Here is a 22812-nt window from a genome sequence, read left to right as displayed (position 1 = left end):
TACGCCGCACGAGGGCGGTACGGGCCCTCGCCCCGCCGTCCGGGCCCTCGCCCACCCCCGCTCCGCCCGCCCCGCCCCGCGCCGCAGGAGGGAACCCCCGGTATGACCCCTGCCCCCGACGAGCCGACCGGCGGTCCCGGTACGGGCACCTCCGGCGGTTCCGATACGGGTGCTTCCGGCGGCGCCGGCGGTTCCGGCACTCCCGAGCCGGACCCCGTCGTCGAGCGCCTGCTGCGGCACGGCATCCTCCACATCAGCGAGCCGATCACCGGCGCGACCGCCGACCGCGTCACCGCCGAGCTGCTCCTCCTCGCCGCCGAGAACGACCGCCCGATCACCCTCTACATCAACTCGCCCGGCGGATCCGTCCCCGCCGGCATGGCGATCTACGACGTCATGCGGCACATCGGCAACGACGTCGTCACCATCGGCCTGGGCTACTGCGCCTCGATGGCCCAGTTCCTCGTCTCCGCCGGTACCCCCGGCAAGCGCTACGCCCTCCCCAACGCCCGCATGATGCTCCACCTGCCGGACTTCGCCCAGCCGCCCACCGGCACCGCCGAGGGCACCCGTCACGAGGAACTGCGCTACAGCCGCGACCGCGTCGCCGACCTCCTCGCGGGCTTCACCCACCGCGAAGTCGCCCAGGTGGTACGGGACTTCGCCGACGACCGCTGGCTCACCCCGGCGGAGGCCATGGAGTACGGACTCATCGACCGCGTCCTCGACACCGCCCCGCCCGCGCCCTGACCGACCGGGGTCAGTCCGCCGCGCCGAGCAGGTCGAGCACGGCCCGGCGGTACACGGCGTACACCGTCGGCAGCTCGGCCAGCGAGGCCCGCTCGTCGATCCCGTGCAGCCCCTCGTACGGGACACCGAACCCGGCCGTCGCCGGGATCCCCGCACCGGCGAGCAGATTCCCGATGTTCGACGGCCCCGCGGTCTTCGCCCGCACCACGAGCCCGGCGTCCCGCGCGGCACCGAGCAGCGCCGCCGCGGGCTGCCGCCCGGCGTCGAGCCGGTACGCCGGCCAGTCCGCCACCTCGGCGATCCCGGTCGGCCGCGGACCGGGCCGTACGGCATCGAGCGCGGCGACCTCCCGCCGTACGAGACCGGCGGCCGCCCCCGCGCCGAACTCCGGCGTCGTCCGCACGTCGACGCTGACGTCCACCCGGTCCGGGGTGACCGAGAAGCCCTCGCCGCCGTGGAACGCGGTCACCGTCAGCTTCGGACCGAGCGGGAAGCCGGAGTCCCGGTCCGGGCCGGGCAGTTCGGCGGCGTCGAGCAGACCGACGAGATGCGCGGCCCGCCCGATCGCCCCGACGCCCGTCCGCCGCGCACCGGAATGCCCGGCCTCGCCGTACACCGTGAGCGTCGCCCGCCACAGCCCGCGCCCGCCCACGACGACCTCGTCAAGCCCCGGATAGCCGATCATCACCCCGGCCGGCTTCGGGGTCCGCGGATCGGCGAGGTACGCGCGGGCGCCCCCGAAGGCGCCCGTGTGCTCGTCCACGTCGAGCAGAACGGCCAGCCCGCCGGCGAACTCCTCCGCCGCGCGGCGCGAGATCGGCGGCGAGGTGGCAGAACAGCGCCGCGGCCAGCTTCGAGTCGGCCGCCCCGCGCCCGAGCAGCCACCCGTCACGCACCTCCCCGGACGTGGGCGAGAACGACCAGCGACCGGTGTCCCCGAACGGTGCGGTGTCCACACACGCGTCCAGCACCCACCACGGCCCCGGCCGCCCGCCCCGGACCTCGACGAGCACCCCGACGACCTCCCCGGCGGGCGAGCGCAGCCGGCGGTGCGGCAACCCCCGCTCCCCGAGCCGGCGCTCGAGGACTCCGAGCACCGGCCCGTACGGGTCGACCCCACCCCGGCTCGGCCGCCGCACGAGCTCCTGCGCGAGCTCGACCACGGCTCCGACGTCGGCCGGTGTCCGCCGCATGCTTCCTCCTCGGGGACGGCTGCGCGGGAGCAAGCCTCGCATGTGCGAGGGTCGGACGTCCCTGCCCACCGCCACCCGGAGAAGACCGACGTGATGAACCAGGCCGCGGCCCTCACCCGATTCGGACACCTGGCGCGGCTGCGAGCCTTCGGGCGGCACGCCGGCTCCGACCAGCTCATCCAGGCGGGCCTGGACGCGCTGCTCGCCGGCATCGACAGCCCGTCGCTGCCGGAGCTCGCCGGCCTCCTGCGGAGCGAGGAGCCCGAGGCCCCGGAGCTCTTCGAACGGGTCCTCGACGAACTAGGGCTCACCTTCCGCGCGCCCGCGGAGCCCCGGGCCGCCGCCTGGGCCTTCGCCCTCTGGACGGCCGAGCAGATGGTCGACGGCTCGCTCGACGCCGCCTCCGGCGCGTACCTGATCCGGGCGGAGATCGCCGACGACCTGGGCCGCCCCGAAGAGCTGGACGCGCTGATCCACTGCTCGGTGGCGCTCGACTCCTGGGAGGAGTCGTGGGGGGAGGGGGGCGCCGTGGAGGTCCTGGAGGCGGAGGCCGTCGAGGCGGCCAGGGCGCTGCTGCGCAGCAGGGGGACGGACGGGGAGCAGGCCCCGGCGCCGGAGCCGGGCCCGGGGACCTGATCCGGTACGTACTCCGCCGGCCCCGCCGTCACCCCCGCAGCCGGGTGTTCAGCCGCGCCGCCTGACGGGTCAGATAGTCCCGCTCGGCGAGGTTCGGCGCCTGGTGGGCCGCGTCGGCGTACAGCCGCGCCGCCGTCGTCAGGTCGCCGGCGCGCTCGTGGAGGTAGGCGGCGGCCGCGGTGTACCGGGGCAGCGCGGAGTCCAGGTCCGCGAGTGCGGCGAGGCCCGCGCGCGGACCGTCGGCCTCGCCGACGGCGACGGCGCGGTTGAGCCGGACGACCGGGTTGTCGTTGAACCGCGCCAGCTCGTCGTACCACTCCACGATCTGCACCCAGTCCGTCTCCCCGGCCGTCGGCGCGTCCGCGTGCAGCGCCGCGATCGCCGCCTGCGCCTGGAACTCGCCCAGCCGGTCGCGAGCCAGTGCCCTCTGCAGGATCTCCACCCCCTCGGCGATCAGCGCCGTGTCCCACCGGCGCCGGTCCTGCTCGGCGAGCGGTACGAGACCGCCGTCGGGTCCCGTCCGGCTCGCCCGCCGCGCGTGATGGAGCAGCATCAGGGCAAGGAGCCCCGCCACCTCGGGGTGGTCGATCGCCGCCGCCAGCTGCCGGGTGAGCCGGATCGCCTCCGCGGCGAGGTCGACGTCACCCGAATAGCCCTCGTTGAACACCAGATAGAGGACCCGCAGCACCGTCCCGACGTCCCCCGGCCGGTCGAACCGCACGTCCGAGACCGTCCGCTTGGCGCGGCTGATGCGCTGCGCCATCGTCGCCTCGGGCACCAGATACGCCGCCGCGATCTGCCGCGTCGTCAGCCCGCCCACGGCGCGCAGCGTCAGCGCGACCGCCGACGACGGCGACAGCGACGGGTGCGCGCACAGGAAGTAGAGCCGCAGCGTGTCGTCCGCCTGCGCGGCGGGCCCGGGCTCCGGCTCCACCTCCACCCGTTCCTCGCGCCGCCGCCGGGCGGCGTCCGCCCGCGTCGCGTCGAGGAACTTGCGCCAGGCCACCGTCACCAGCCAGCCCTTCGGATCGCGCGGCGGCTCGGCCGGCCACACCCGCACCGCCTCGACCAACGCGTCCTGCACAGCGTCCTCGGCCGCCGCGAAATCGGCTCCGCGGCGGACGAGGACCGTGAGCACGCCCGGCGTCAGACGGCGCAGCAGTCCCTCGTCCATCGGGTCAGTCCGTGACGGTGGGCGGCGCGGCGAGGAAGGGGCGCAGCTCCAGCCACTCGTGAATCGGCTCCCCACCCGCCCCCGGCGCCGCCGACAGCTCGCCCGCGAGCTCGACCGCCCGCTCGTACGAGTCGACGTCGATCACCATCCACCCCGCGATGAGGTCCTTCGTCTCGGCGAACGGCCCGTCGGTGACCGGCGGCCGCCCCTCCCCGTCGTACCGCACCCACGCCCCCTCGGGCGCCAGCGCCTGCCCGTCGACGAACTCGCCGGTCTTCTCCAGGCGCGCCGCGAAGTCGTGCATGTACTGCATGTGAGCCGTGATCTCGTCCGGCGTCCACTGGTCCATGGGGACGCAGTTGACCGCGTCCGGAGCGCCGCGGTAGTGCTTCAGAAGCAGGTACTTGGCCATGATCTCTCTCCTCGGTGCGGTGCGACCATTCTGGTCGCGTTCACACCGGGGACGGAGCCGGCCACGCGTTCTCGACATCACTGGCCAAGATTTTTTCCCGGCGTCGCTCCGGGCCTCCGGATCGCCCTGTCGACCGGTGGGAGAGTACGCCCATGGAGACAGCCGACCGCACGCTGACCGCCGACGTGATCGCAGCACTGACGTACTGGCCCGGTGTCCTCTGGGGAGGCCAGAAGAACCCTCCGGACCCGGTGGATGTCACCGTTCTGGCCCCCTTCTTCACCGAGGTGCTGCAGGGCCTTCCCTGGTGGAACCGTGACTGGAAGGTCAGCCACGTCGAGCCGGGGCTCCCCCTGGAGATCGGGAGCGATCATCACGGTCACCCGTCCCGGCTTACCGAGGTGTCCGTGCCGGGCACGGTCGGTTCCGGCGGTGACGAGGAACTGCCCTTCGTCGCGAAGGTCGGGTTTGCGGGTGATCGGCTGATCCGATTCCAAGCCAAGATCGGCGACGTGGTGCTCGGCCCGGCCGCCGCCCCTGCCGGGCAGCTGGAGCCGCATCCGTTCGCAAGGGTGCTCACCGGGTTGATGGACCTGCGCGGGATTCCGGTCAAGGTGATGGCACGGGAAACCGCACGATCGATGTCCACCATCCACATGCTGCGCAGCGGACAGCACAATCCGGAGCCACTTCTTGCCCAGGAGATCGCCAAGGTTCTGGGCATGTCCGAAGCGGACGTCCGAGTCATCGCCGGCCTCGACGACGGCAGTGCGCACTAGCTGATGCGGATTCCGGCACGGCGGGCACTGTTCACCGGGCGGGACGCGTCCGGCGTGGCCCGCTAGGACCTGTCCGGTCGATCGTGGCCATAGGCTGAGCACGGCACGATCAGGCCGAACAGGTCGTAGGGTGACGGGGGGTAACGGGTTGGGCCGGCAGGAGAGGTATCGCAAGGTACTCAGACCGCTGCGACGAGCGGGGCTCGAGGTGATACCCGACGCGGTTCCGGCCTCAGCGATACCACATGTCCTCGGGTACGAACGAGAGCGAGTTTTCGGCTTCTTTCTCGTCGAGTACGGGGACCCGCAACTCGTGGAGCGGCTCAACGAGGGCTGGTACGACCTCGCCATGTCCGCCGGCCTGCTCGATGAGAATCGCGAATTCCTTGTCATGTTGCCCAGGGGCACCTGGACCGCCGCGGTAGACCGCCGCCTGCGACACAGGGTGCATGTCTGGCACCGGGTCCGTCTGCTGGACCGGTGGGACATCATGGGGGCCGGCGCGGCTACGTTCCTCGGCATTCGCGCAGGCCACCCTGGCTTCGCCATGCTGGCCCTGGACAACAGCGTCTGGCTCCTGGCCGACACGTATGAATCGGGTGTAGGCGTGTACGCGGTACGCGACCCCGCCCGTTCCCCAGGGGTCCTACGCGACTTGGAGCGGCTCGCCAGGGAGGACGTCTACAAAGACCGGGAGTTCCGACGTGACGTCACCGCCTGGTTGGAGCGCAGGCAGCAGGCCTAGACGACGAGTTCGGACATGGTCGGGCGAAGAAGGTCGACCGTCACAGGATCAGCCGGACAGGGCCTAGCCGGTGAGCTCGTGCTCCGCCCGTTCGTAGGTGACGCCGTGGTCCGCCAGGACCTCGGACACGGGCCCCGGGCGGGCGATGAGCGCGAGGACCAGATGCCGGGATCCGATCTCCTTGTCCTTGCGGCCGAGGGCGATCCGCAGGGACTTCTCGAGGACCTGCTTGCTCTCCGTCGTGAACGGACGATGGGACCGAGGCCCAGGCTCCCGCCGCCCGAACAGCCCCGCGCCGCGCCCCCGGCCGCGTGGCGGGGACGCGCTCAGCGCGCCCTCGCCGTGGGTCTCCTCGACCCGCGCCACCACCTTGGTGAGGTCGATCCCCAGTCCGGCGAGCGCCTCCTCGTCCGCCTTGGACAGGCCGCCGCGGCGCCGCGCCTCGACCAGCCCGGCCCGTACGGCCGCCCGATCCACCCCGAGCGGATCGAGCGCCCCCTGCTCCAGCAGAGCAAGCAACAGATGCTCCTCCGCCACCATCGCGGCCTCGGCGTTCGCGGCCTCCACCTGGGCGCCGACCACCGCCGACCGCGCCGCCGCCGTGAACTTCTCGAACATCTACGACCTCCCGTACTTCTTGTGCACGGCCTGCCTGCTGACTCCCAACTCGGCCGCGATCTCCTGCCACGACCACCCCTGCGCCCGCGCGCTGCGCACCTGCACGGACTCCAACTGCTCCAACAACCGCCGCAACGCGGCCACGGCCCGCAACCCCACACGGGGGTCCCGGTCGCCGGCGCGGCTGGCCAGATCGGTCGCCTCACTCATGCATGTCAACTTAGGTTGACGCGAGAGTCTTGTCAACCCAAGTTGACGTCCGGTCGCGCCGGAGCGGTCGCCGCGCAGACCTCGGTGACGGCCTGGCGGGCCGCCCGGGGGATCCCGAGGCGTTCCCGGGCGCGATGGACGGCGGCCAGCTGCTCGGCGGCCGTCGCTCCCCAGTCGAAGAGCTCGAGCGCCTGTTCCGGCGTGGCGAGGACGCGCACGGACGCGGCGCCGGTGACCGGATCCGGCCGCGCGGGGCCGAGTTCGGTGAGCGCGGCGGCGTAGCGGACGCGGGCGACGGGCTGATCGGGGTCGGTCAGATGGCCCAGCATCACGAGGTCCCCGAACGCCGCGCCGGCCTCCTCGGCGACCCCGCGCACCAGCACGCCCGCCGGATCCCCGTCGTCCGACGGCCCGGCCGTCCCGCCCGGCAGGCGCGCGGCGCCCGTCGCCGAGTCGAGCAGCACCAGGACGCGCCCGTCGGGAGCGAACAACCACCCCCACGACTCCCGCACCGCGAGCCCGTCCGGCACGGGACCGGCGCGGAAGGGGAAGCGATGCCGGGCCCGCGGGGTCCGCAGGACGCCCACACGGTCGAGGACGGTCGGCACGATCGGCAGCCCGTCCTCCAGCAACACCGCGCCCGCGCCGTTCACCCGCGCCCGGAGCGCGGACAGCGCGCGCCGTGCGTCGCGCGGCGCCATCAGCTCCGACAGCCGGGCCGGCTCGACGAACTCGATGCCCCTGATCTCCTGCTCCGGCAGCCGGATCGCGCCGATCCGCTCCTCGTCCCAGGTCCCGCCGTCGAAGACATGCAGCAGCTCTCCGGGAAACCGCATGGCCGCCGGCGCCCCGACACTCCCCGCCGAAACCCAGTCCACGGCCAGCCCGCACTCGACCACCACCGCCACCCCGAGCTCCTCCATCACCTCGCGGGCGGCGCCCTGGGCGGGGGACTCGCCCGGGTCGACGCCGCCGCCCGGCAGCAGACAGGTCTCCAGGTAGTCGACGTGCTGGACCAGCACCTCGCCGTACCCGTTGGTGATCAGCACGGACGTCCCGGCCCACAGGGCGGCCGAGGCGCGCAAGGCGCCGTACTCCTCGTCGGTCATCGTCATGCTTCTCCGATCATCGAGCCGTTGAAGGGGGAGGAGGGGAGGCGGAGGTGAGGGTTGCGGCGGGTACGTTCGCAGCACAGGCGGCCGGAGCGCGGCCCCTCCGTACCCGCTGCTCGTCTCGATCACGACGGCCGCGCGGAGCCAGGGCGGCGGGCCAGGGTGTGCACGAGCCGTCCCAGTTGCCGGTACGGATCCCGTGCCGACGCGGCCCACTCCGTCTCCAGCGCGAGCGCGTACTCCTCCGGGCCCGGCGCCCAGTCGTCCCGGTGGTCGTGGAAGACCCGCACGCCCTGCCACGGCAGCGGCACCAGCCCCTGCGCGGCCGCGAGCCGGTCGAGCTCTTCGGCGGTGTCCCCGCGGATCGCAAGACCGAGGTTCCCGACGCTCGTCGCGGCGCCCCGTTCGATGAGCTCGCGCGCGACCTCGTACTCGCCGCGCAGCGCCTCCCGTGCACCGATCGCGGCACGGTTCTTCGTCAGGACGCTCAGCACGCCGCCGGGCGCGACCAGCCCGGCCAGCCGGGCGATCGCGGCGGCCGGCTCGTCCAGATACATCAGCACACCGTGGCAGCACACCGCGTCGAACTGCTCCGCCCCGAAGGGCAGCTCGTGCAGGCCCGCCTCCAGGAAGCCGACGCGCGGGGCGAGTTCGGGCCGGGCCCGCAGCCGGTGCCCCGCGGCGGCGAGCATGCCGGCGGACGGATCGGCGGCCGTCACCCGGTGTCCCGCCGCGGCCAGCCGCAGGGACATCTCACCGTCGCCACAGCCCACGTCGAGCACCCGGGACGGCCGATCCGGCAGTTCGGCCAGCACCCTGCGGGCCACGAGGTCGTGGCGCAGACGCCCCCGCGCACTGCCGGAGTGCTCGGCATAGTCCCGCCCCACCCGCGCGAAGTCTGTCACCGCCCGGCCCAGCCCATCTCGGTGTAGGTACGGCCGGTGAGCATGCCGTCGAGCGCCGACCGGGTGTACGGCACGAGCGCGTCAGGCAGCTCCCGGGCATCCCACCACCGCCAGGCCTGGCACTTGTCCGGCTCGCGCAGCTCGGGGGTCCCCTCCCATCGCCGGGCCCGGAAGAAGAGCTGGATGCGCGGGCGCTCCCCGGGCCCGTCGACCAGGTGCACGGTGTGGACCAGCTCGAGGTCGCCCGGCTCGATCACCAGCCCCGCCTCCTCCTGCGCCTCGCGCACCAGGCACGCGGTCGCCGCCTCGTCCTCGCAGTGCCCCGCCAGGGCGTGCCAGAGACCGCCCGCGAACGCCGAGTCCGGATGACGCAGCCCCAGCAGGACCTTGCCCTCGCGCTCCAGGACGAGATGCACGCCGACCACATGCAGCACGGTCCCGGCCGGCGCGCCCGGCTTCACCCGCCGCCTGTCTGCGCCACCCGATACGTGGACGTGGGGGAGGGAAGGCGACATGTCGGAACCTCGCAGCAGAGTCGTGAACGGGAAGGGGCGCCGGGCCGGACCGACAGGGGCGCGCGCCGAGGGCGTACGCGGCGAGAACGGGCGGGGTTCTCATGGGACCGCCCCTTCCTCGGCCGGCGCCTCGGCGGACCGGTAGCCCGCGGCCTGGAGGGCGAACATCCGGGCGTACACACCGCCGAGCCGCATCAGCTCCTCGTGGGACCCCGACTCGATGACGCGGCCCTCGGTGAAGACGTAGATCCGGTCGCACTCGACGACGCTGGCGAGCCGGTGCGAGATGAGGACCGTGATCTGGTCCTCCCGGAGCCGGCCGCGGAGCACCGCCTCGTAGACGGCGTGCTCGGAGGGCGGGTCCATGCTCGCGGTCGGCTCGTCCAGCAGGAGCAGCGGTGCGTTCTTGTACAGGCCCCGCGCGACGGCGATCTTGGCCCACTGCCCGCCCGAGAGTTCGTGCCCGCCGCGGAACCGCTTGCTCAGCACCGCCTCCCACCGCTCCGGAAGCCCCGCGATCACCTCGTCCGCACCCGCGGCACGGGCGGCGGCCAGGGCCCGTTCGGGATCGGCCTCGGTGAGACTGCCCGTCGACACCGTGATGTTGGACAGCGCGCTGAAGGGGTAGTGGACGGGATCCTGCAGCACGCACGCGACCTGCCGCTGGAGCGACTGCGCGTCCATGCCGCGCACGTCCACCCCGTCCCAGCACATCCGGCCCTCCTGCAGCTCGTGCAGTCCGGCCAGGACCTTGGCGCAGGTGCTCTTCCCCGAGCCGTTGGGGCCGACGAACGCGATCCGTTCGCCCGCCGAGAGCGTCATCGACACTCCGCGCAGCGCCGGGGTGTCCTTCCCGGCGTACGTGAAGCGGGCGTCCTCCAGCGTCACCGTGCCCACCCGGGCCGGGGCCCGCACCTCGGCGGTGCGCTGCTGCAAGCCTCGGCAGCGCGCCTGCACGGCCAGCAGGTCGTCGACCCACATCGCGTGCTCGTACACGAGATGCGCGACCTCCACGAGGCGGGTGAGCGCGCTCTGGCCGGCCTGGACGGCCAGCACCGCGCCGGCGCCGGCGGCGAGCGGGAGCCACCCGGCGATCAGCATGGCGCCGAGCGCGCAGTACGTGATCCCGGTGCCGAGCCCGCCGACCGCGCGGCCGGCCAGGTTCAGCCAGGCCGCCCGGACCCCCAGACGGGTGTCCTCCTCGGCGATCCGGACGATCAGCCGCCCGTGCTCGTCCAGGAGTGCCTGCTGCGCGGTGTCCGAGCGTAGCTCGGCGGCCGCGTCCTGGTCGAGCAGCAGCCAGGAGAAGACGCGGACGCGCCGCTGCAGCGCGTTCCACCGCCGGAACGAGTGGAACCTGGCCCGGGCGCTGCGCACCGCCGCCGCGCCGACCGGCAGGACGGACAACAGGAGCAGCGGCAGCAGTGCGGGATGCAGGACGCCGAGCACACCGGCGGTGCCCGCAAGGCCGAGGAGCGCGGAAGCGAGGGCGACGACCTGGCCGACGATCTGCCGGGCGTAGAACAGGCCGCGGTCGTTGGCCCGGTACACCTCGTCGTGCCAGTCGGCGTCCTCGACCGCCTCCAGGCGTACGTTCGCGGTCAGCTGGAAGAACTCCCGCTCCAGCGCCGTCCTGATCTTGGGCGTCACACGCGCCTGGGCGACCGCGACCACGGCCTCCAGCAAGGCCCGCGCCGCGAGGAACCCGACGACGAGCAGGAGCTGCGGCACGGCCGCGTACACCCGGTCGGGTGTCGGCCCCTCGGCGAACAGCTTCTGCAGAACCCCCACGGACGCCACGAGCCCGAGCGCGCTCATCGCGGCGGAGAGGAGCTGGCAGAGGACGACGGTCGCGGTCGCGCGGGCGTCGGCACGCCAGGCGAGCCGCCCGATCAGCCGGGTGATCCGCGGCAGTCCGACGAGAACCTGGCGCACCGTCGCCCGGGCCGCGGCCTCGTCGTGGACCGACCAGTACGTGTCCTTCATCTCCTCGGCCAGATCGCCGTCCCGCGGCCCCGCGTGCACGGTCCGGGGCGGCAGCGGAAGCGGCTCCGCCCGAGGAGCGGGCACGGCGCCTTCGACGGCGGTCGCGCCGTTCTGCTGGTTCATGCTGGCCACCTCGCAGGTGAAACGGTGTGTCGTGAGGATCAACGACGGCACCCACCCGCTCGAACACATGTGTTTCGGTCGCGCCGCGAACCCCGTGAACAAGCGAAAGTGCGTTCGTGCCCGCTACACCGACCGCGCGGTTACGGGCGCGAGGTAGGGAGGCGGAGTGGCCGAAACGTGCACGGCGCCTTGAGGAGTCGCCTCAGACGTCCCGGTACCGGTCCCTGACCTCCCGCTGCCTGCGGAACCCGGCCGCCTCATAGGTGGCGACGGCGCCCGCGTTCGCGCTCGGCGTGCAGACGATCGCGCTCGACGCGCCCAGCTCACGGAGCGCGGCGGCCGCAGCCACGCTGATCGCCGCCCCGTAACCCCGGCGCCGGTGCTCCTGGTGCACTCCCATCGGTTCGAGCAGCCCCGGTCTGCCCGGCCCGGCCGACCAGACCGTCACCGCCGCGACCGCCGCGCCCCGGTCGCCGTACGCGACGAGGCAGCGTCCGTCCGCGTACGGCAGACCGGCGGCCATCCTGTGCCAGCGCTCGTCCGTGAACCGCGACCCGCCGAACGCGGACCGGTGCACGGCCGCGAAGTCCGGCGCCCGGTCCGGCCCGGCGACCTCGACCCGTACCCCCAGGTCTGGCACCGGCTCCGACAGGTCACGGCGCAACGGCGTCCACGGCTCGTCGACGGGCCAGCCGGCCTCGGCCAGCAGATCCTGCAGCAGAGCGCCCAGCGGCGCCTCGATGTTCACCTTCCCCGCGGGCAGCACACCTCGCTCCGGCGCCGTCACGTCAGCGACCAGCCGCCGTGCCAGCTCGCCGTCCTGCAGTGCGTCCGGCGCCATGGTCAGCCGCAGCAGACCGGGCCCGTCGAGCAGCCCGACGGCGAGGATCCGGCCGCCCCTGCGCCACGTCCGGACCGCCGCGGCGGTCGCCTCGGCCCCCGACTGCCAGAACCAGCCCAGGTCGCCCGGATGCAACTGCATCGGTGCCCGGTCGTCCTGCCACTCCCGCAGCGCTTCCACGGCGCTGCCCAGTTCGTCAACTCCCGGCGTGCTCAAGGAAATCGCCATGCCCACGAGCACACAGGACGGGGACGGCGCCTCGCAACCGGTTTCCGCCGGAGCGCGGGCGCGGGCGCGGACGCGGACGCGGGTGCGGACGTGGGGACGCGGGGATGCGGGTCGGCGGCCCCTGCCCGAGGCAGAGGCCGCCGTGTGCCGGAGGCGGGGAATCGGCTCCGGCGGTGGGCCGGCGCGCGGGCCGGTTGGGGGGCCGGCCGGCGCGCGCCGGCGGGTGCGCGGACCGGGAGGGGTGGGTCAGCAGGCGCCGAGGTCCTGCCAGACCCCCCACTCGCCGGTCGTGCCGGGCTCCTCGCCCAGCGTCCACCACTTGGCCTTCCAGGTGTGCCCCTTGTGGGAGACCTGCTGCCCGCCGGTGTACACGGTGCCGGAGCTCCAGGGCGCCGCCGTGCACTGGTGCCCGGTGCCGCCGGTGATCGTGAGGGCGTAGGTCGCGGTGTGCGCGGCCGAGGGACCGGCCGCCGTGACCGTGATCTGGTACGTCCCCGAGACCGCCGCCGACGTGGTGGCCAGGGTGAGGGTCGACGAGCCGCCGGCCGTCACCGAGGCCGGGCTGAAGGAGGCCGTGACCCCGGCCGGGAGGCCGGCGGCGCTCAGGCTCACGGACTGGGCCGCGCCGGAGGTGACGGCCGTGCTGATGGTGGTCGTGGCGGAGGCGCCCGCCGTCACGGTGGCGGCGGTGGGGGCGGCCGTGACGGAGAAGTCGTCGGCCGGGGTGGTCGTCCCGCCCGTGAAGGGCGCGAAGACATGGCTGAAGTCCCAGGTGTTCTGGGCGATGCCGGAGCAGTTGTCGGCCGCGGCGCCGCCGGCGCAGCTGCCGTTGTCGCGCTGCAGCGCCCAGAAGGAGAGGGTGTTGATGCCCTTGCCGACGGCCCAGTCGTACACGGTGCGGGCGTTGGCCAGGGTGAAGGTCTCGGCCGGACCGAAGTCGTCCACGCCGATCATCTCGGTGATGCCGACCATCCCCCACAGCTGCGCGGCGGTCTTGGCCGGGTAGAGCTTGGCGAGCTGGTTGTAGAGGCCCTGGGCCGCGGTCTGGGTGTCCTTGGCCATGTCGTGGGCGGCGTTGTCGTAGTAGTCGAACGTCATGAGGTTGACGACGTCGACCCGTGCGCCGTTGCTGACGGCGTTCTTGAGGACGGCCAGGCCGCTGGACGCGAGGCCGGAGGTGGTGGTGGGGAGGGTGTACGAGATCTCCAGCTTGCGGCCGGACGCGGCGGCCCGGTCCTGGAGCACCTTGATGGCCTTGTTGCGCCGGTCGATGCCGGCACTGTTGTCGAGGGAGTCGACCTCGATGTCCATGTCGAGACGGGTCACGTCGTAGGTCGTGAGGACCTTCTCGTACGCGTCGGCGATCTGGTTGACATCGGTGCAGCTGTCGGCGATCTCGGTGCCGGTGGTGTCGGCGGTGTAGCCGCCGAAGGAGGGGATCACGTCCCCGCCGCGGCCCTGCATGGTCTTGATGTCGGCCCCGAAGACGGCGGTGGAGATCGGCATGCTCGTGTCGCCGTTCCAGTACGGCGTGCACGAGCCCTTCGTCGCGGTCTGCAGGAAGGCCATGGTGAGGTGCTTGGCGCCCGACTGGGCGGACAGCACGGCCGGGCTCTCGCCGGTCCACGCCTCGAAGTAGGGCGCGAAGACCCGGTTCGGCAGCGGCGTCGCCGCCTGGGCGGTGCCACCGCCGAGCGCGGTCAGGCCGGCCGCGGCGACGGTGGTGGTGACGGCGGCGACGATCGCGCGCCAGGAGCGCATGCGTCTCATGTCAGTCAGTCCCGGGGTGTGTGAGGGGCGGGAGAACACCCCCGTTCCGCCGGTGGCCGAGTCGGGGTGCGCCTACCGGGATAGCGGCCGCCGAGGAACCGGGTCAATGGTCTGGACCAAGAGTGGACTAGACCAGTCGAGAATGCCGCCGGCTGTTTCCCCTGTCCATCCCGAGAGCTCATGGACTGGACCAATTCCCGGGATTTTTACCGCTCTTGACTCACTGTCGCGCGTTCCATTCGTCGCAAAACTCGATGTGGAGCTCGCGCGCCTTGCCGAGGGTGCCGTCGTTGGAGTGGAGCTCCGCGCAGTAGTGCGGACGGCTCGGGTGGGAGCGGGCGTGGGCGGGCCCGTGGCGAGCGACGTCGAGGAAGTGCCGGGCGGTCTCCCGGAACACCTTGGTGCTGCCGGTCATGAGGACGGTCTCGGCATGGAGATGCTGGTGAAAGAGGTCCCGGTTCTCCTTGTGGTGCCGGGCCGCGTAGTCGATCGCGGCAGCGTCCGCGAGCCCTGTGCCGGGCAGCGTCACCGTCCGCGGACGGCCCGGACCGAGGCGGCCGCGGAGCTCCTTCCAGTGCGCCGGAGCGAACTGCAGCGAGTGGTGCAGCAGGACGAGATCGAGCCGGCGCGGCGGGTCCCACGGCAGCGCCGCGGAGGGCGGCCGGTTGCCGCGCATCGGCAGATGGACCAAGGTGCGCGGAGATGTGGCGGCGAGTGCCCACAGGCCGCCGATCCGGCGGGCGGCGTCCTCGTCGACGTAGGCGTTCAGGTACCGGTCGCGATCGATGAGCACCGCACGGCGCAGCGGCTGGGCGGGTCGGATGACCGTGAACTCGGTGGCCCCGAGGCGGGTGCGGTGGATGCTGACGGGCAGTCTCATCGGCTCACCCGGACATGCCGCCGGACGGCCGGAGCGGGCGGCCCGGGCCGCCCCGCCGCGTCGGTGCGCACCTACTCGGCGCCGTCGAGCTGGTGGTCGGCCCAGACGTAACTCTCGGGCAGCAGCTCGGTGATGCGGACCGCACGGAGGCGGTCGCCCGAGCCGACGATGACCTTCAGGTCCGGGAAGTAGTCGAGGAGGACCTGGCGGCACCGGCCGCACGGGGGCACGACGCCCCGGTCGCGGTCGCCCACGGCGACGACGGTCGAGAGTTCGTACGCGCCCTGGGCGGCCGCCGTACCGATGAGCACCAGCTCGGCGCAGGGCCCGCCGGTGAAGTGGTACGCGTTCATGGCGGTGACGATCCGGCCGTCCGCGGTGCGCGCCGCGGCCGCCATCGTGTGGTTGTCGCCGTGGCTGCGGGTCCGGGCGACACGGGCCGCGGCCTCCACGAGTTCGTGGTCGACGAGTCCCTGGCCGTCGAGTCCCTGGTCGTCGAGTGCCTGGTCGTCGGCGGGGCGCGGCTCCGCGGTCATCTTCTCGGCCTTCCTCTTCCGGTTTTCGGTGCCACGAGACCGTGCCCCACGCGGGTGAAGATCCGCAAGCGGAATTCGGCGCCCCTACGCCGGCTGCTCGCCGCCGTCCTGCCGTACCGCCACCGGCCGCTCGAAGAACGTCTCAAGCACCACCGTCGCCTGCGTGCCGCTCACCCCGTCGATCGCGTACAGGCGGCGCAGCACATCCTGCAACTGCTCCGTTGTCGTCGTCCGCACCTTGACCAGCACCGTGGCGCTGCCCGCGATGACGTGGGCCTCCAGGATCTCCGGAAGCGCGGCGAAGGCGTCCGCCGAATCGCCCATCCAGGCGTTGGAGTCGACCATCACATACGCGAGGACGCCGCCGCCCACCACGGCAGGGTCGACCTCCACCGTCGTGCGCCGGATGACTCCGCGCTCGCGCAACTTGCGCACGCGCTCGTGCGCGGCGCCGGCGGACAGGCCGGCCGCCCGGCCGAGCGCGGCGTAGGACTGAGTGGCGTCCCGCTGGAGTTCGGCCAGCAGGGTCCGGTCTATGTGATCCACAACTCTCCGTTCGGTACAGCCTTGTGGAGACCATAGCTCATCCTGCATTCTCCCGAACGAGCCGAAGAAGGTTCGGCTGACATGGCATGGAGGGGAACCATGACCGGCGAAGGCCCCGCACTCTACGAGCTGTTCGACGAGCGCTTCCGCACCGGACGCTGCATGAACGGAGACGCCGACCTGGAGGTTCTGTACACCGGCTGCCGCTGGGCCGAGGGGCCCCTCTATGTGCCGGCCTGGCGTCAGCTGGTGTGGAGCGACATCCCCAACGACCGGATGCTGCGCTGGGACGAGGAGACCGGAGCGGTCAGCGTCTTCCGCCGCTCGGCCGGCCACACCAACGGCAACACGCTCGACCGGCAGGGCCGCCTCGTCACCTGCGAACAGGGCAACCGCCGGGTCACCCGTACCGAACACGACGGCACCATCACCGTCCTCGCCGACCGGTGGCAGGGCAAGCGCCTCAACAGCCCCAACGACGCCGCCGTGAAGTCGGACGGCTCGATCTGGTTCTCCGACCCGGACTTCGGCATCACCAGCGACTACGAGGGCTACCGCGCCGACAGCGAGATCGGCGCCAACAACGTCTACCGCATCGACCCCGACACCGGCGAAGTGCGCCTCGTCGCCGACTGCTTCGGGGCGCCGAACGGCCTGGTCTTCTCCGCCGACGAGCAGCAGTTGTACGTCTCCGACACCCGCGCCGGACACGTCCGCGTCTTCGACGTGCGCGACGACGGCACCCTCTCCGAGGGCAAGGTCTTCGCCGACGCCACCGGCCGACCGGGCGCCCGCTTCGACAACCTGCGCTTCGACGACGGCGGCCGGCTGTGGGCGGCGGCCATGGGCGACGGCGTGCACTGCTACGACCCCGACGGCACGCTGATCGGCCGGCTCGTCGTGCCCGAGGCCGTCGCCAACATCTCCTGGGGCGGCGCCAAGCGGAACCGCCTCTTCATCGCCGCCGAGACCAGCCTCTACTCCGTGGTCATGGCCGTCACCGGCACCCACCCGACCGGCCCGGGCCGATCGCCCTGGAGCCGTTCGGTTTGAAACAGCCCCGCCGCCGCCAGCTTGAGAAGGAGATCACGCAGGCCGGCGGCGGCGGGACGGCGGGAGGGCGAGGGGCATGAGGGACGGACTCCGCGAGGCCGAGGGTCCTCTGAGCTGGCATCCGGCCGGGCTGAGGACCGAGGACTGGCTGATCCCGCCGACGGAAGCGGATGCGGGCGGCACACTCCCGGCACGGATCAACAGCGCCCTCTGGTACGGGGCGGGCTTCGCCGTCCTCCGCGGCCTGGACCTCGCGGGGCTGACCGACCGGCAGTCCGTCGAGCTCTGCGCACACCTCGTCGCCCAGGTGTGCGCTCCCGCGGGTCTACGGCTACAGCGCTCGGCCAACGAACTCCTGACGGCCACCACGGCCCCCGCCCTTCCGCCGCTCGCCGGACCGGAAACGTCGGCCACCCCCAGCGGCGACGCACACCTTCTCCTCCCGCACATGGACCGCGGCGAGGGACCCGAGCCCCCGAGGCTCCTGGCCCTCCTCTGCATCCGCCCGGCCGCCGAGGGCGGCGCGTCCCTCCTCGCCAGCGGCCCGGCCCTGCACGACCACCTCGCCACCGCCCACCCGGACGCCCTGCGCGAGCTGCACCAGGACTTCCGCTTCGGCCGCGGTCCCGGCTTCGACCGTGTCCGCCCGGTCTTCCGCCACGAGGACCGGACCCTGCGCGTCCACTACAACCGCTACTGGATCAACCGCGGCCAGGACGAGACGGGCATCCCCTTCACCCCTGAGCGGCGCGCCGCCCTGCGGCGGATGGAGACCCTGCTCCAGGACCCCGCCCTGGTGCTGGAGCTGCCCCTGCGACGAGGGGACCTCCTCCTCGTGAACAACTCCGCCGTCCTGCACGGCAGAACACCCTTCGCGGACAGCGGAGCACCGGGTGGCCGGCGCTGTTACGCGCGCGTCTGGGCGGACTGACCCATCGCGCACCCGCTTCGGGTTTCGGGCTTCGTGGCGCCGTCAGGGTGCGGGGGTGGCGTCCGCCCGGCCCTCAAGGGGGACGGCCAGGCCTTCGGCGAGGGCGGTCAGAGCCGCGCCGAGGGGGAGCGCGATACGGGTACGGGCGTGCCGGTCGCCCCGGGTGGGATCCTGGTTGATGATCAGCACGGTCTTTCCGGCGTCGGCGGCCTGCCGTACGAACCGGAGCCCGGACATCACCGTCAGCGACGAACCCAGGACCAGCAGCGAGGACGCTTCACGGACGAGGGCGCGGCAGTGTTCGACCCGCTGCGGCGGCACGTTCTCGCCGAAGAACACCACATCCGGCTTGAGCACCCCGCCGCACACCGTGCAGGGCACGATCCGGAAGCCGGCGACCTGCTCGTCGGTGAGATCGGCGTCCCCGTCCGGGTTCAGCGCGGCCGGCACCGGTGCGAAGCCCGGATTGGCCCCCTCCAGTCGCTCGGCGAGCTCCCGGCGGCCGCTGAAGGTCCCGCACGACAGGCACACGACCCGGCGCAGGCTTCCGTGCAGCTCCACGACATCGGTGCTGCCGGCGGCCTGGTGCAGATGGTCGACGTTCTGGGTGATCACCCCCGACAGCAGCCCGTGCCGCTCGAACGCCGCCACGGCCCGATGGCCGGCATTGGGCAGGGCGCGGCCGAAGATCCGCCACCCCAGATGGCTGCGAGCCCAGTACCGCCGCCGCGCCCGGACACTCCCGGTGAAGTCCTGGTACGTCATCGGGGTGTGCCGGCTCAGGCTCCCGCCCTCGCCGCGGTAGTCGGGAATGCCCGACTCCGTGGAGATCCCCGCCCCGCTGAGCACCACCACCTTGCCCGCCCGCAGTACCTCGGCCACCGGCGTCAGATCCGTGGTCGCGGGCGGCAGGTCCTCGGTGGGTGTCCAGCTGAGGGTCGGGCGCGTACGCATGCGCCCAGGGTACGAGACCTCCCGCCCCCGCCACCCGGCCGCGCGTACGGCCCCGCCTCACGCCCGCGCCGTACGCCCCGGCCGGGCCGGGAGCCGGCCGACCGGGGCGTGCCGCCTCCGCGGATCAGTTCATGATCAGCAGCCGCGTGTTCGGGACGAGCTTGCGGTTCACGCTGGTGCTCTGCACGAAGATCGTGTAGTCGTCGTTGTGGTCGGGCTTGATCCGGACCTCGACGTCGGGAAGCCCGAGCAGCGCCCGCGCCTCCGGCCCGGAGTACACCCGGTCGGTGCTCTTCTCCAGGACCGCGATCTGCTTGCGCGCCTGGACCTTCTCCGGCTTGCTCAGCTGGTAGTACGCGCCGCCGGTGCGGTAGGTGAGACCGCTCTCGACGACCCACTCCTTGATCCCCGCGTCACGGGCCACCGCGACCAACTGGTACTCCGACGGATTCACCGGCGTGAGGCCGGCCGCCTTGATCGTGTCCTTGTTGACCGCCTCCGCGCCGGTCGAGAACACCGCCCGCGTGCCGCGGATGCCCTTCGTACGGCCCACCATGAACTTCTCGGTGGCCTCCTGGATGACCTGTCCCGCCTCCTCCAGGCCCTGCGTGCTGGTGGCGTCCCAGATCGCGATGTTGTCCTTGGGGAACCCGCACTGCGTGGCCTCCCGCTTGCCCATCTGGTCGGGCACGAGGACGGCCAGCGTCCAGTTGTCGTCCTGCTTCTCGATCATCTCGGCCACCGCCGCCACCAGCGCGCGCGGGTTCTTCGTCGGCGCGTCCGGGCTGCGGTGGCTCGCGTTCTCCTGGCCGTCGGTGAGGATGAACGTCAGGAAGCTGTGGTCACCGTAGAGCTGGGCCGTCTGCGCCAGCTCGCGCTGCGACTTCAGCGCCGCCGCGAGCAGCGCCGTCATCCCGCCCGCCCGGTACAGCTGCTTCAGGGACGGCATCCGCAGCACGTCCTTGTCGTAGATGACGCACTCCACCTTGTCGGCGAAGACGTACACCGTGACCCGCGTCTCCTGGTCGAGCTCCCGCGACCGGCGCGCGAGGTACGCGATCTGCTGGTCGGCGACCTCGACGACCTTGCGGCTCAGGTGCGACATCGACGAGCTGGCGTCCAGGACGAGAGCGACATGGTTGATGTAATTCTGGTTCTTGGACACGACGAATTCCCCCAAATCCCGGTGTTCCGGTGTTCCGGCTTGATGGAACTACCGTCTCACCCACCACTGACAATCGATCAGATGTTCAACTGGCGCCGCACCGCGGGTGCGCGACACGCCACGGCGGCAAGCGAACAACGTTTCGTTGTTTCGTTGCCGTGCCCGCTAGGCTGGCGCCATGGCGGATGACACTCGGCTCGAACCGCGGAACCGGCTCGCCGGCCTCGCCGACTTCCCGCTGCCCGACAGCGCCCCCGCGCAGGCCCTCCAGCAGGACTCCGCCCTGCTGGGCAGGCTGCTGGCAGGCGCCGCACACGGCGACGGCGCGGGGGAGCGGGCGGTCTCCGACGAGGACGTGGCCGCGGCCCTCGGGCTGTTCGAGGAGATGCGGACGGCCCTGGACCGGATGGAGGCGCAGGTGGTCATCGAGGCCCGGCGCCGCGGCCTCGAATGGCGGGAGATCGCCCGCCATCAGGGGATGAAGTCCTCACAGGCCGCATCCCAGCGCTACCAGCGTCTGGTGACCCGCCTCGAAGAGATCCGTCAGGGCATTCGGTAACACCGGGCAGGAGACACCCCTTTCATGAGCAACCAGCCCTCGGATCCGCTCGCGGCCGTCGACGCGCTCCTCGCCGCCGTGGAATCCGGCCAGATCCTGCCCGCGCCGGCCGAACGCGTCCGCCTGCGCGAGGCCGCCGGACTGACCCAGGCCGCCGTCGCCCAGGCCCTCGGCGTCCGGCTGCCCAGCATCCAGGCGTGGGAGGAGGGCCGCGCGGAGCCCAGGGCCGAACGCCTCCAGGCCTACCGGCGCCTGCTCGAAGGCCTCGCCCAGCGCTACCCCGCGCCGCCGCGTCACGAGCCGGCGCCCGCGCCCGTGACCCCGCCCGCGCCCGTGACCCCGCGCGTACCGGAGTCCGGGCAGGTTCCGGCGCCGGCCGTCCCGGAGTCCCCGGCCGTCCCGGAGTCCCCGGCCGCCCCGGAGTCCCCGGGCGCCCGGGCCGCGCGACCGTCCGCACGCCGCGCTCCGGCCGCGGCCGCCTCCCGCTCTCACCCCCGCCGGCCGGCCGTCAAGACCACGACGCCTCCCGCGTCGGACCCGCGGTTCCCGCACGGCCCGCTCGCCGTCCTGGACGGCGACGGATCCGCGTACGGCGTCGACGGCATCGTCCTCGACTGCCCCGCCACCACGGTCGTGGACCTGGTGGAGTGGACCCTCGCGGAGTCCGGCCTCGGCGCACCGCGCCTGCACCGCTACGGCAAGGACTCCGACCCGCTGATCGTGCTCACCGCCTCCGCCGCGGCGCGGCTCGGGCTGCCCGGGCGACTCGAGGACCGCCGGGGCCTGCGCCTCCCCGAGGACCATCCCGTGGTCAAGCAGGTGACGAAGGCGAAGTGGAAGCTCACCCGGCGGGGCTTCGGCCCCTGGGCCCGGATCTACCGGCCGTCCGAGGGCAACCGCCGGATGTGCGTGCAGCTCGCCGTGCTGCCCTGGGACGCCCTCGACGAGCGGTCCTGGCCCGGCGTAGCCGACCTGGACCCGGCCGACATCGCCCGCGTCCTCGGCGTCTATGCCCAGCGGGTCATCACCCCGCGCGGCTCCACGGCCGTCTCCGGCCTGGAACTGATGACGGCGCTGCGCCCGCCGACCAGGGCCGTGCAGGACCGGACGACCGGACAGTGGGTGTCCGGCCACCACCCCGGGTCCCTCGGCACGGAGCCCATGGACCCGGCGCCGCCGGAGGCCACCGCCGAGCACCCCGTGGTCGTGCACACCGGATGGAAGGGCGGCTTCCTCGACGAGGAGGCCTACCAGTGGGTCCGCGACCTCGATCTGCTCTCCGGCGACGAGGCGGCGCTGCCGTACGCCGTCGGACTGGACCTCAACACCGCCTTCCTCGCCGCCGCGTCGCGCCTGACCGTCGGCCTGTCCGAGCCCGAGCACTTCACGAACCCCCGCTTCTACCCCAAGGTCCCCGGCTCCTGGCTGGTCGACCTCTCCCACGTCGAACCGGACCCGCGCCTGCCCTCACCGTTCACCCCGGACGGCACCCGCCCGCAAGGGCCGGCCTGGTACCAGACCCACACCGTCGCCTACGCCCAGGAACTCGGCTACGACGTCGAGATCCTCGAGGCCTATCTGCGCCGCGAGACCGGCGCGTACCTCGACCCCTGGCACGACCGCCTCAAGGACGCCTACGTCGCCACGCTCGCCGAACTCGGCGTCACCAAGGACCTCGGCGACACCGAGTTCCTCGCCGCGATGGAACACCACAAGGAGCAGGACCCCGCGCTCGCCGCCGTACTCGCCGCGATCAAGGCCACCGTCAAGGGCGGCGTCGGCAAGCTCCGCGAACGCCCGCAGGGCAAGGGCTACCAGGAAGGCGACCGCTGGCCCGCCCTGGAACGTCCCACCTGGCGCCCCGACATCCGCGCCGCCGTCATCTCCAAGGCCCGCGTCAACATGCACCGCAAGCTGCGCAACATGGCGGAGATGACCGGCCGGTACCCGCTGGCCGTGCTCTCCGACTGCGTCGTCTACCCGAGCCCCGGCGCCTCGCCGCTCGACTTCCTGCCGTACGACGCCTCCGGCAAGGCGAAGCCGGGCGGCTTCCGCCTCGGCCCCTCCCCGGGCCTCGCCAAGCTGGAGGGCGTCCAACCGATGGCGTGGGCGGTCGACCTGATGGAACAGGGCCTCAACCCGGCCCGCCACATCAAGGGCGGCGACGCCGTCCTCGACGAAGGTGAGTGAC

Annotated in this window: 24 protein-coding genes; 8 read left to right on the top strand and 16 right to left on the bottom strand. The window is 72.9% G+C overall.

Going from position 1 to position 22812, the window contains the following annotated elements; translation table 11 throughout:
* Positions 1–102 precede the first annotated feature (102 nt).
* Complete coding sequence (locus KV205_RS20025) at positions 103–750, top strand: ClpP family protease (protein ID WP_265865814.1); 648 nt, start codon at positions 103–105, stop codon at positions 748–750.
* 10 nt (positions 751–760) lie between these two features.
* Here the strand turns inward: KV205_RS20025 and KV205_RS36325 are convergent, their stop codons facing one another.
* The gene (locus tag KV205_RS36325) at positions 761–1642 is read right to left on the bottom strand and encodes a M20/M25/M40 family metallo-hydrolase (protein WP_374214696.1); all 882 of its coding nucleotides are present in this window, start codon (positions 1640–1642) and stop codon (positions 761–763) included.
* Between the two features lie 394 nt (positions 1643–2036).
* Between KV205_RS36325 and KV205_RS20015 the strand changes: the two genes are divergently transcribed.
* Positions 2037–2579: a hypothetical protein gene (locus tag KV205_RS20015; protein WP_265865813.1), complete on the top strand. Its 543-nt coding sequence runs from the start codon at positions 2037–2039 to the stop codon at positions 2577–2579.
* A 28-nt stretch (positions 2580–2607) separates the two neighbouring features.
* Here KV205_RS20015 and KV205_RS20010 read toward each other — a convergent pair whose 3' ends face one another.
* The gene (locus KV205_RS20010; protein WP_265865812.1) at positions 2608–3753 is read right to left on the bottom strand and encodes an RNA polymerase sigma factor; all 1146 of its coding nucleotides are present in this window, start codon (positions 3751–3753) and stop codon (positions 2608–2610) included.
* Positions 3754–3757: 4 nt separating this feature from the next.
* Positions 3758–4165 carry a YciI family protein gene (locus tag KV205_RS20005; RefSeq protein WP_265865811.1) on the bottom strand — a complete coding sequence of 136 codons (408 nt, stop codon included), beginning with the start codon at positions 4163–4165 and terminating at the stop codon, positions 3758–3760.
* Between the two features lie 152 nt (positions 4166–4317).
* Between KV205_RS20005 and KV205_RS20000 the strand changes: the two genes are divergently transcribed.
* Positions 4318–4944 (top strand): XRE family transcriptional regulator, encoded by a 627-nt coding sequence (locus KV205_RS20000; RefSeq protein WP_265865810.1) that lies wholly within the window; start codon positions 4318–4320, stop codon positions 4942–4944.
* Between the two features lie 313 nt (positions 4945–5257).
* Positions 5258–5689, top strand: a complete 432-nt coding sequence (locus KV205_RS19995; protein WP_265865809.1) for a hypothetical protein — start codon at positions 5258–5260, stop codon at positions 5687–5689.
* Between the two features lie 63 nt (positions 5690–5752).
* On the opposite strand, the gene KV205_RS19990 is transcribed toward KV205_RS19995, so the two are convergent.
* The 11 genes from KV205_RS19990 to KV205_RS19940 all read right to left on the bottom strand — a co-directional run bounded on the left by KV205_RS19990 (position 5753) and on the right by KV205_RS19940 (position 15959).
* Positions 5753–6307 carry a Clp protease N-terminal domain-containing protein gene (locus tag KV205_RS19990; RefSeq protein ID WP_265865808.1) on the bottom strand — a complete coding sequence of 185 codons (555 nt, stop codon included), beginning with the start codon at positions 6305–6307 and terminating at the stop codon, positions 5753–5755.
* On the bottom strand, positions 6308–6517 hold the full coding sequence (locus tag KV205_RS19985) for a helix-turn-helix domain-containing protein (RefSeq protein WP_265865807.1): 210 nt from the start codon (positions 6515–6517) through the stop codon (positions 6308–6310).
* Between the two features lie 32 nt (positions 6518–6549).
* The gene (locus KV205_RS19980) at positions 6550–7632 is read right to left on the bottom strand and encodes an NUDIX hydrolase (RefSeq protein ID WP_265865806.1); all 1083 of its coding nucleotides are present in this window, start codon (positions 7630–7632) and stop codon (positions 6550–6552) included.
* Positions 7633–7754: 122 nt separating this feature from the next.
* Positions 7755–8516: a methyltransferase domain-containing protein gene (locus KV205_RS19975; protein WP_265865805.1), complete on the bottom strand. Its 762-nt coding sequence runs from the start codon at positions 8514–8516 to the stop codon at positions 7755–7757.
* A 14-nt stretch (positions 8517–8530) separates the two neighbouring features.
* Complete coding sequence (locus KV205_RS19970) at positions 8531–8995, bottom strand: NUDIX domain-containing protein (protein ID WP_265865804.1); 465 nt, start codon at positions 8993–8995, stop codon at positions 8531–8533.
* A 153-nt stretch (positions 8996–9148) separates the two neighbouring features.
* Positions 9149–11158 carry an ABC transporter ATP-binding protein gene (locus KV205_RS19965; RefSeq protein WP_265865803.1) on the bottom strand — a complete coding sequence of 670 codons (2010 nt, stop codon included), beginning with the start codon at positions 11156–11158 and terminating at the stop codon, positions 9149–9151.
* 202 nt (positions 11159–11360) lie between these two features.
* On the bottom strand, positions 11361–12227 hold the full coding sequence (locus KV205_RS19960) for a GNAT family N-acetyltransferase (RefSeq protein ID WP_265865802.1): 867 nt from the start codon (positions 12225–12227) through the stop codon (positions 11361–11363).
* A gap of 246 nt (positions 12228–12473) precedes the next feature.
* Entirely contained in the window at positions 12474–13997 is a 1524-nt protein-coding gene (locus KV205_RS19955; RefSeq protein ID WP_265865801.1) for a glycosyl hydrolase family 18 protein, read from the bottom strand.
* 220 nt (positions 13998–14217) lie between these two features.
* A complete protein-coding gene (locus KV205_RS19950) occupies positions 14218–14877 on the bottom strand; it encodes a hypothetical protein (RefSeq protein WP_265865800.1) in 660 nt (219 codons plus the stop codon).
* A 71-nt stretch (positions 14878–14948) separates the two neighbouring features.
* Positions 14949–15413 (bottom strand): cytidine deaminase, encoded by a 465-nt coding sequence (locus KV205_RS19945; protein ID WP_265865799.1) that lies wholly within the window; start codon positions 15411–15413, stop codon positions 14949–14951.
* Between the two features lie 84 nt (positions 15414–15497).
* Positions 15498–15959 carry an Lrp/AsnC family transcriptional regulator gene (locus tag KV205_RS19940; RefSeq protein ID WP_265865798.1) on the bottom strand — a complete coding sequence of 154 codons (462 nt, stop codon included), beginning with the start codon at positions 15957–15959 and terminating at the stop codon, positions 15498–15500.
* Between the two features lie 99 nt (positions 15960–16058).
* Here KV205_RS19940 and KV205_RS19935 point away from each other — a divergent pair, with 99 nt between their 5' ends.
* Complete coding sequence (locus tag KV205_RS19935) at positions 16059–17012, top strand: SMP-30/gluconolactonase/LRE family protein (protein ID WP_265865796.1); 954 nt, start codon at positions 16059–16061, stop codon at positions 17010–17012.
* A gap of 76 nt (positions 17013–17088) precedes the next feature.
* A complete protein-coding gene (locus KV205_RS19930) occupies positions 17089–17943 on the top strand; it encodes a TauD/TfdA family dioxygenase (protein WP_265865795.1) in 855 nt (284 codons plus the stop codon).
* A gap of 42 nt (positions 17944–17985) precedes the next feature.
* On the opposite strand, the gene KV205_RS19925 is transcribed toward KV205_RS19930, so the two are convergent.
* On the bottom strand, positions 17986–18897 hold the full coding sequence (locus KV205_RS19925) for an NAD-dependent protein deacetylase (protein WP_265865794.1): 912 nt from the start codon (positions 18895–18897) through the stop codon (positions 17986–17988).
* Between the two features lie 124 nt (positions 18898–19021).
* A complete protein-coding gene (locus tag KV205_RS19920; protein ID WP_265865793.1) occupies positions 19022–20062 on the bottom strand; it encodes a vWA domain-containing protein in 1041 nt (346 codons plus the stop codon).
* 178 nt (positions 20063–20240) lie between these two features.
* On the opposite strand from KV205_RS19920, the gene KV205_RS19915 reads away from it, so the two are divergent.
* Positions 20241–20621, top strand: a complete 381-nt coding sequence (locus KV205_RS19915; protein ID WP_265865792.1) for a hypothetical protein — start codon at positions 20241–20243, stop codon at positions 20619–20621.
* Between the two features lie 24 nt (positions 20622–20645).
* On the top strand, positions 20646–22811 hold the full coding sequence (locus KV205_RS19910; protein ID WP_265865791.1) for a helix-turn-helix transcriptional regulator: 2166 nt from the start codon (positions 20646–20648) through the stop codon (positions 22809–22811).
* The last annotated feature ends 1 nt before the right edge of the window (position 22812 follow it).

The organism is Streptomyces sp. SKN60 (genome assembly GCF_026236535.1).
GTDB lineage: Bacteria > Actinomycetota > Actinomycetes > Streptomycetales > Streptomycetaceae > Streptomyces.
This window is presented reverse-complemented; position numbering and strand designations above follow the sequence as displayed.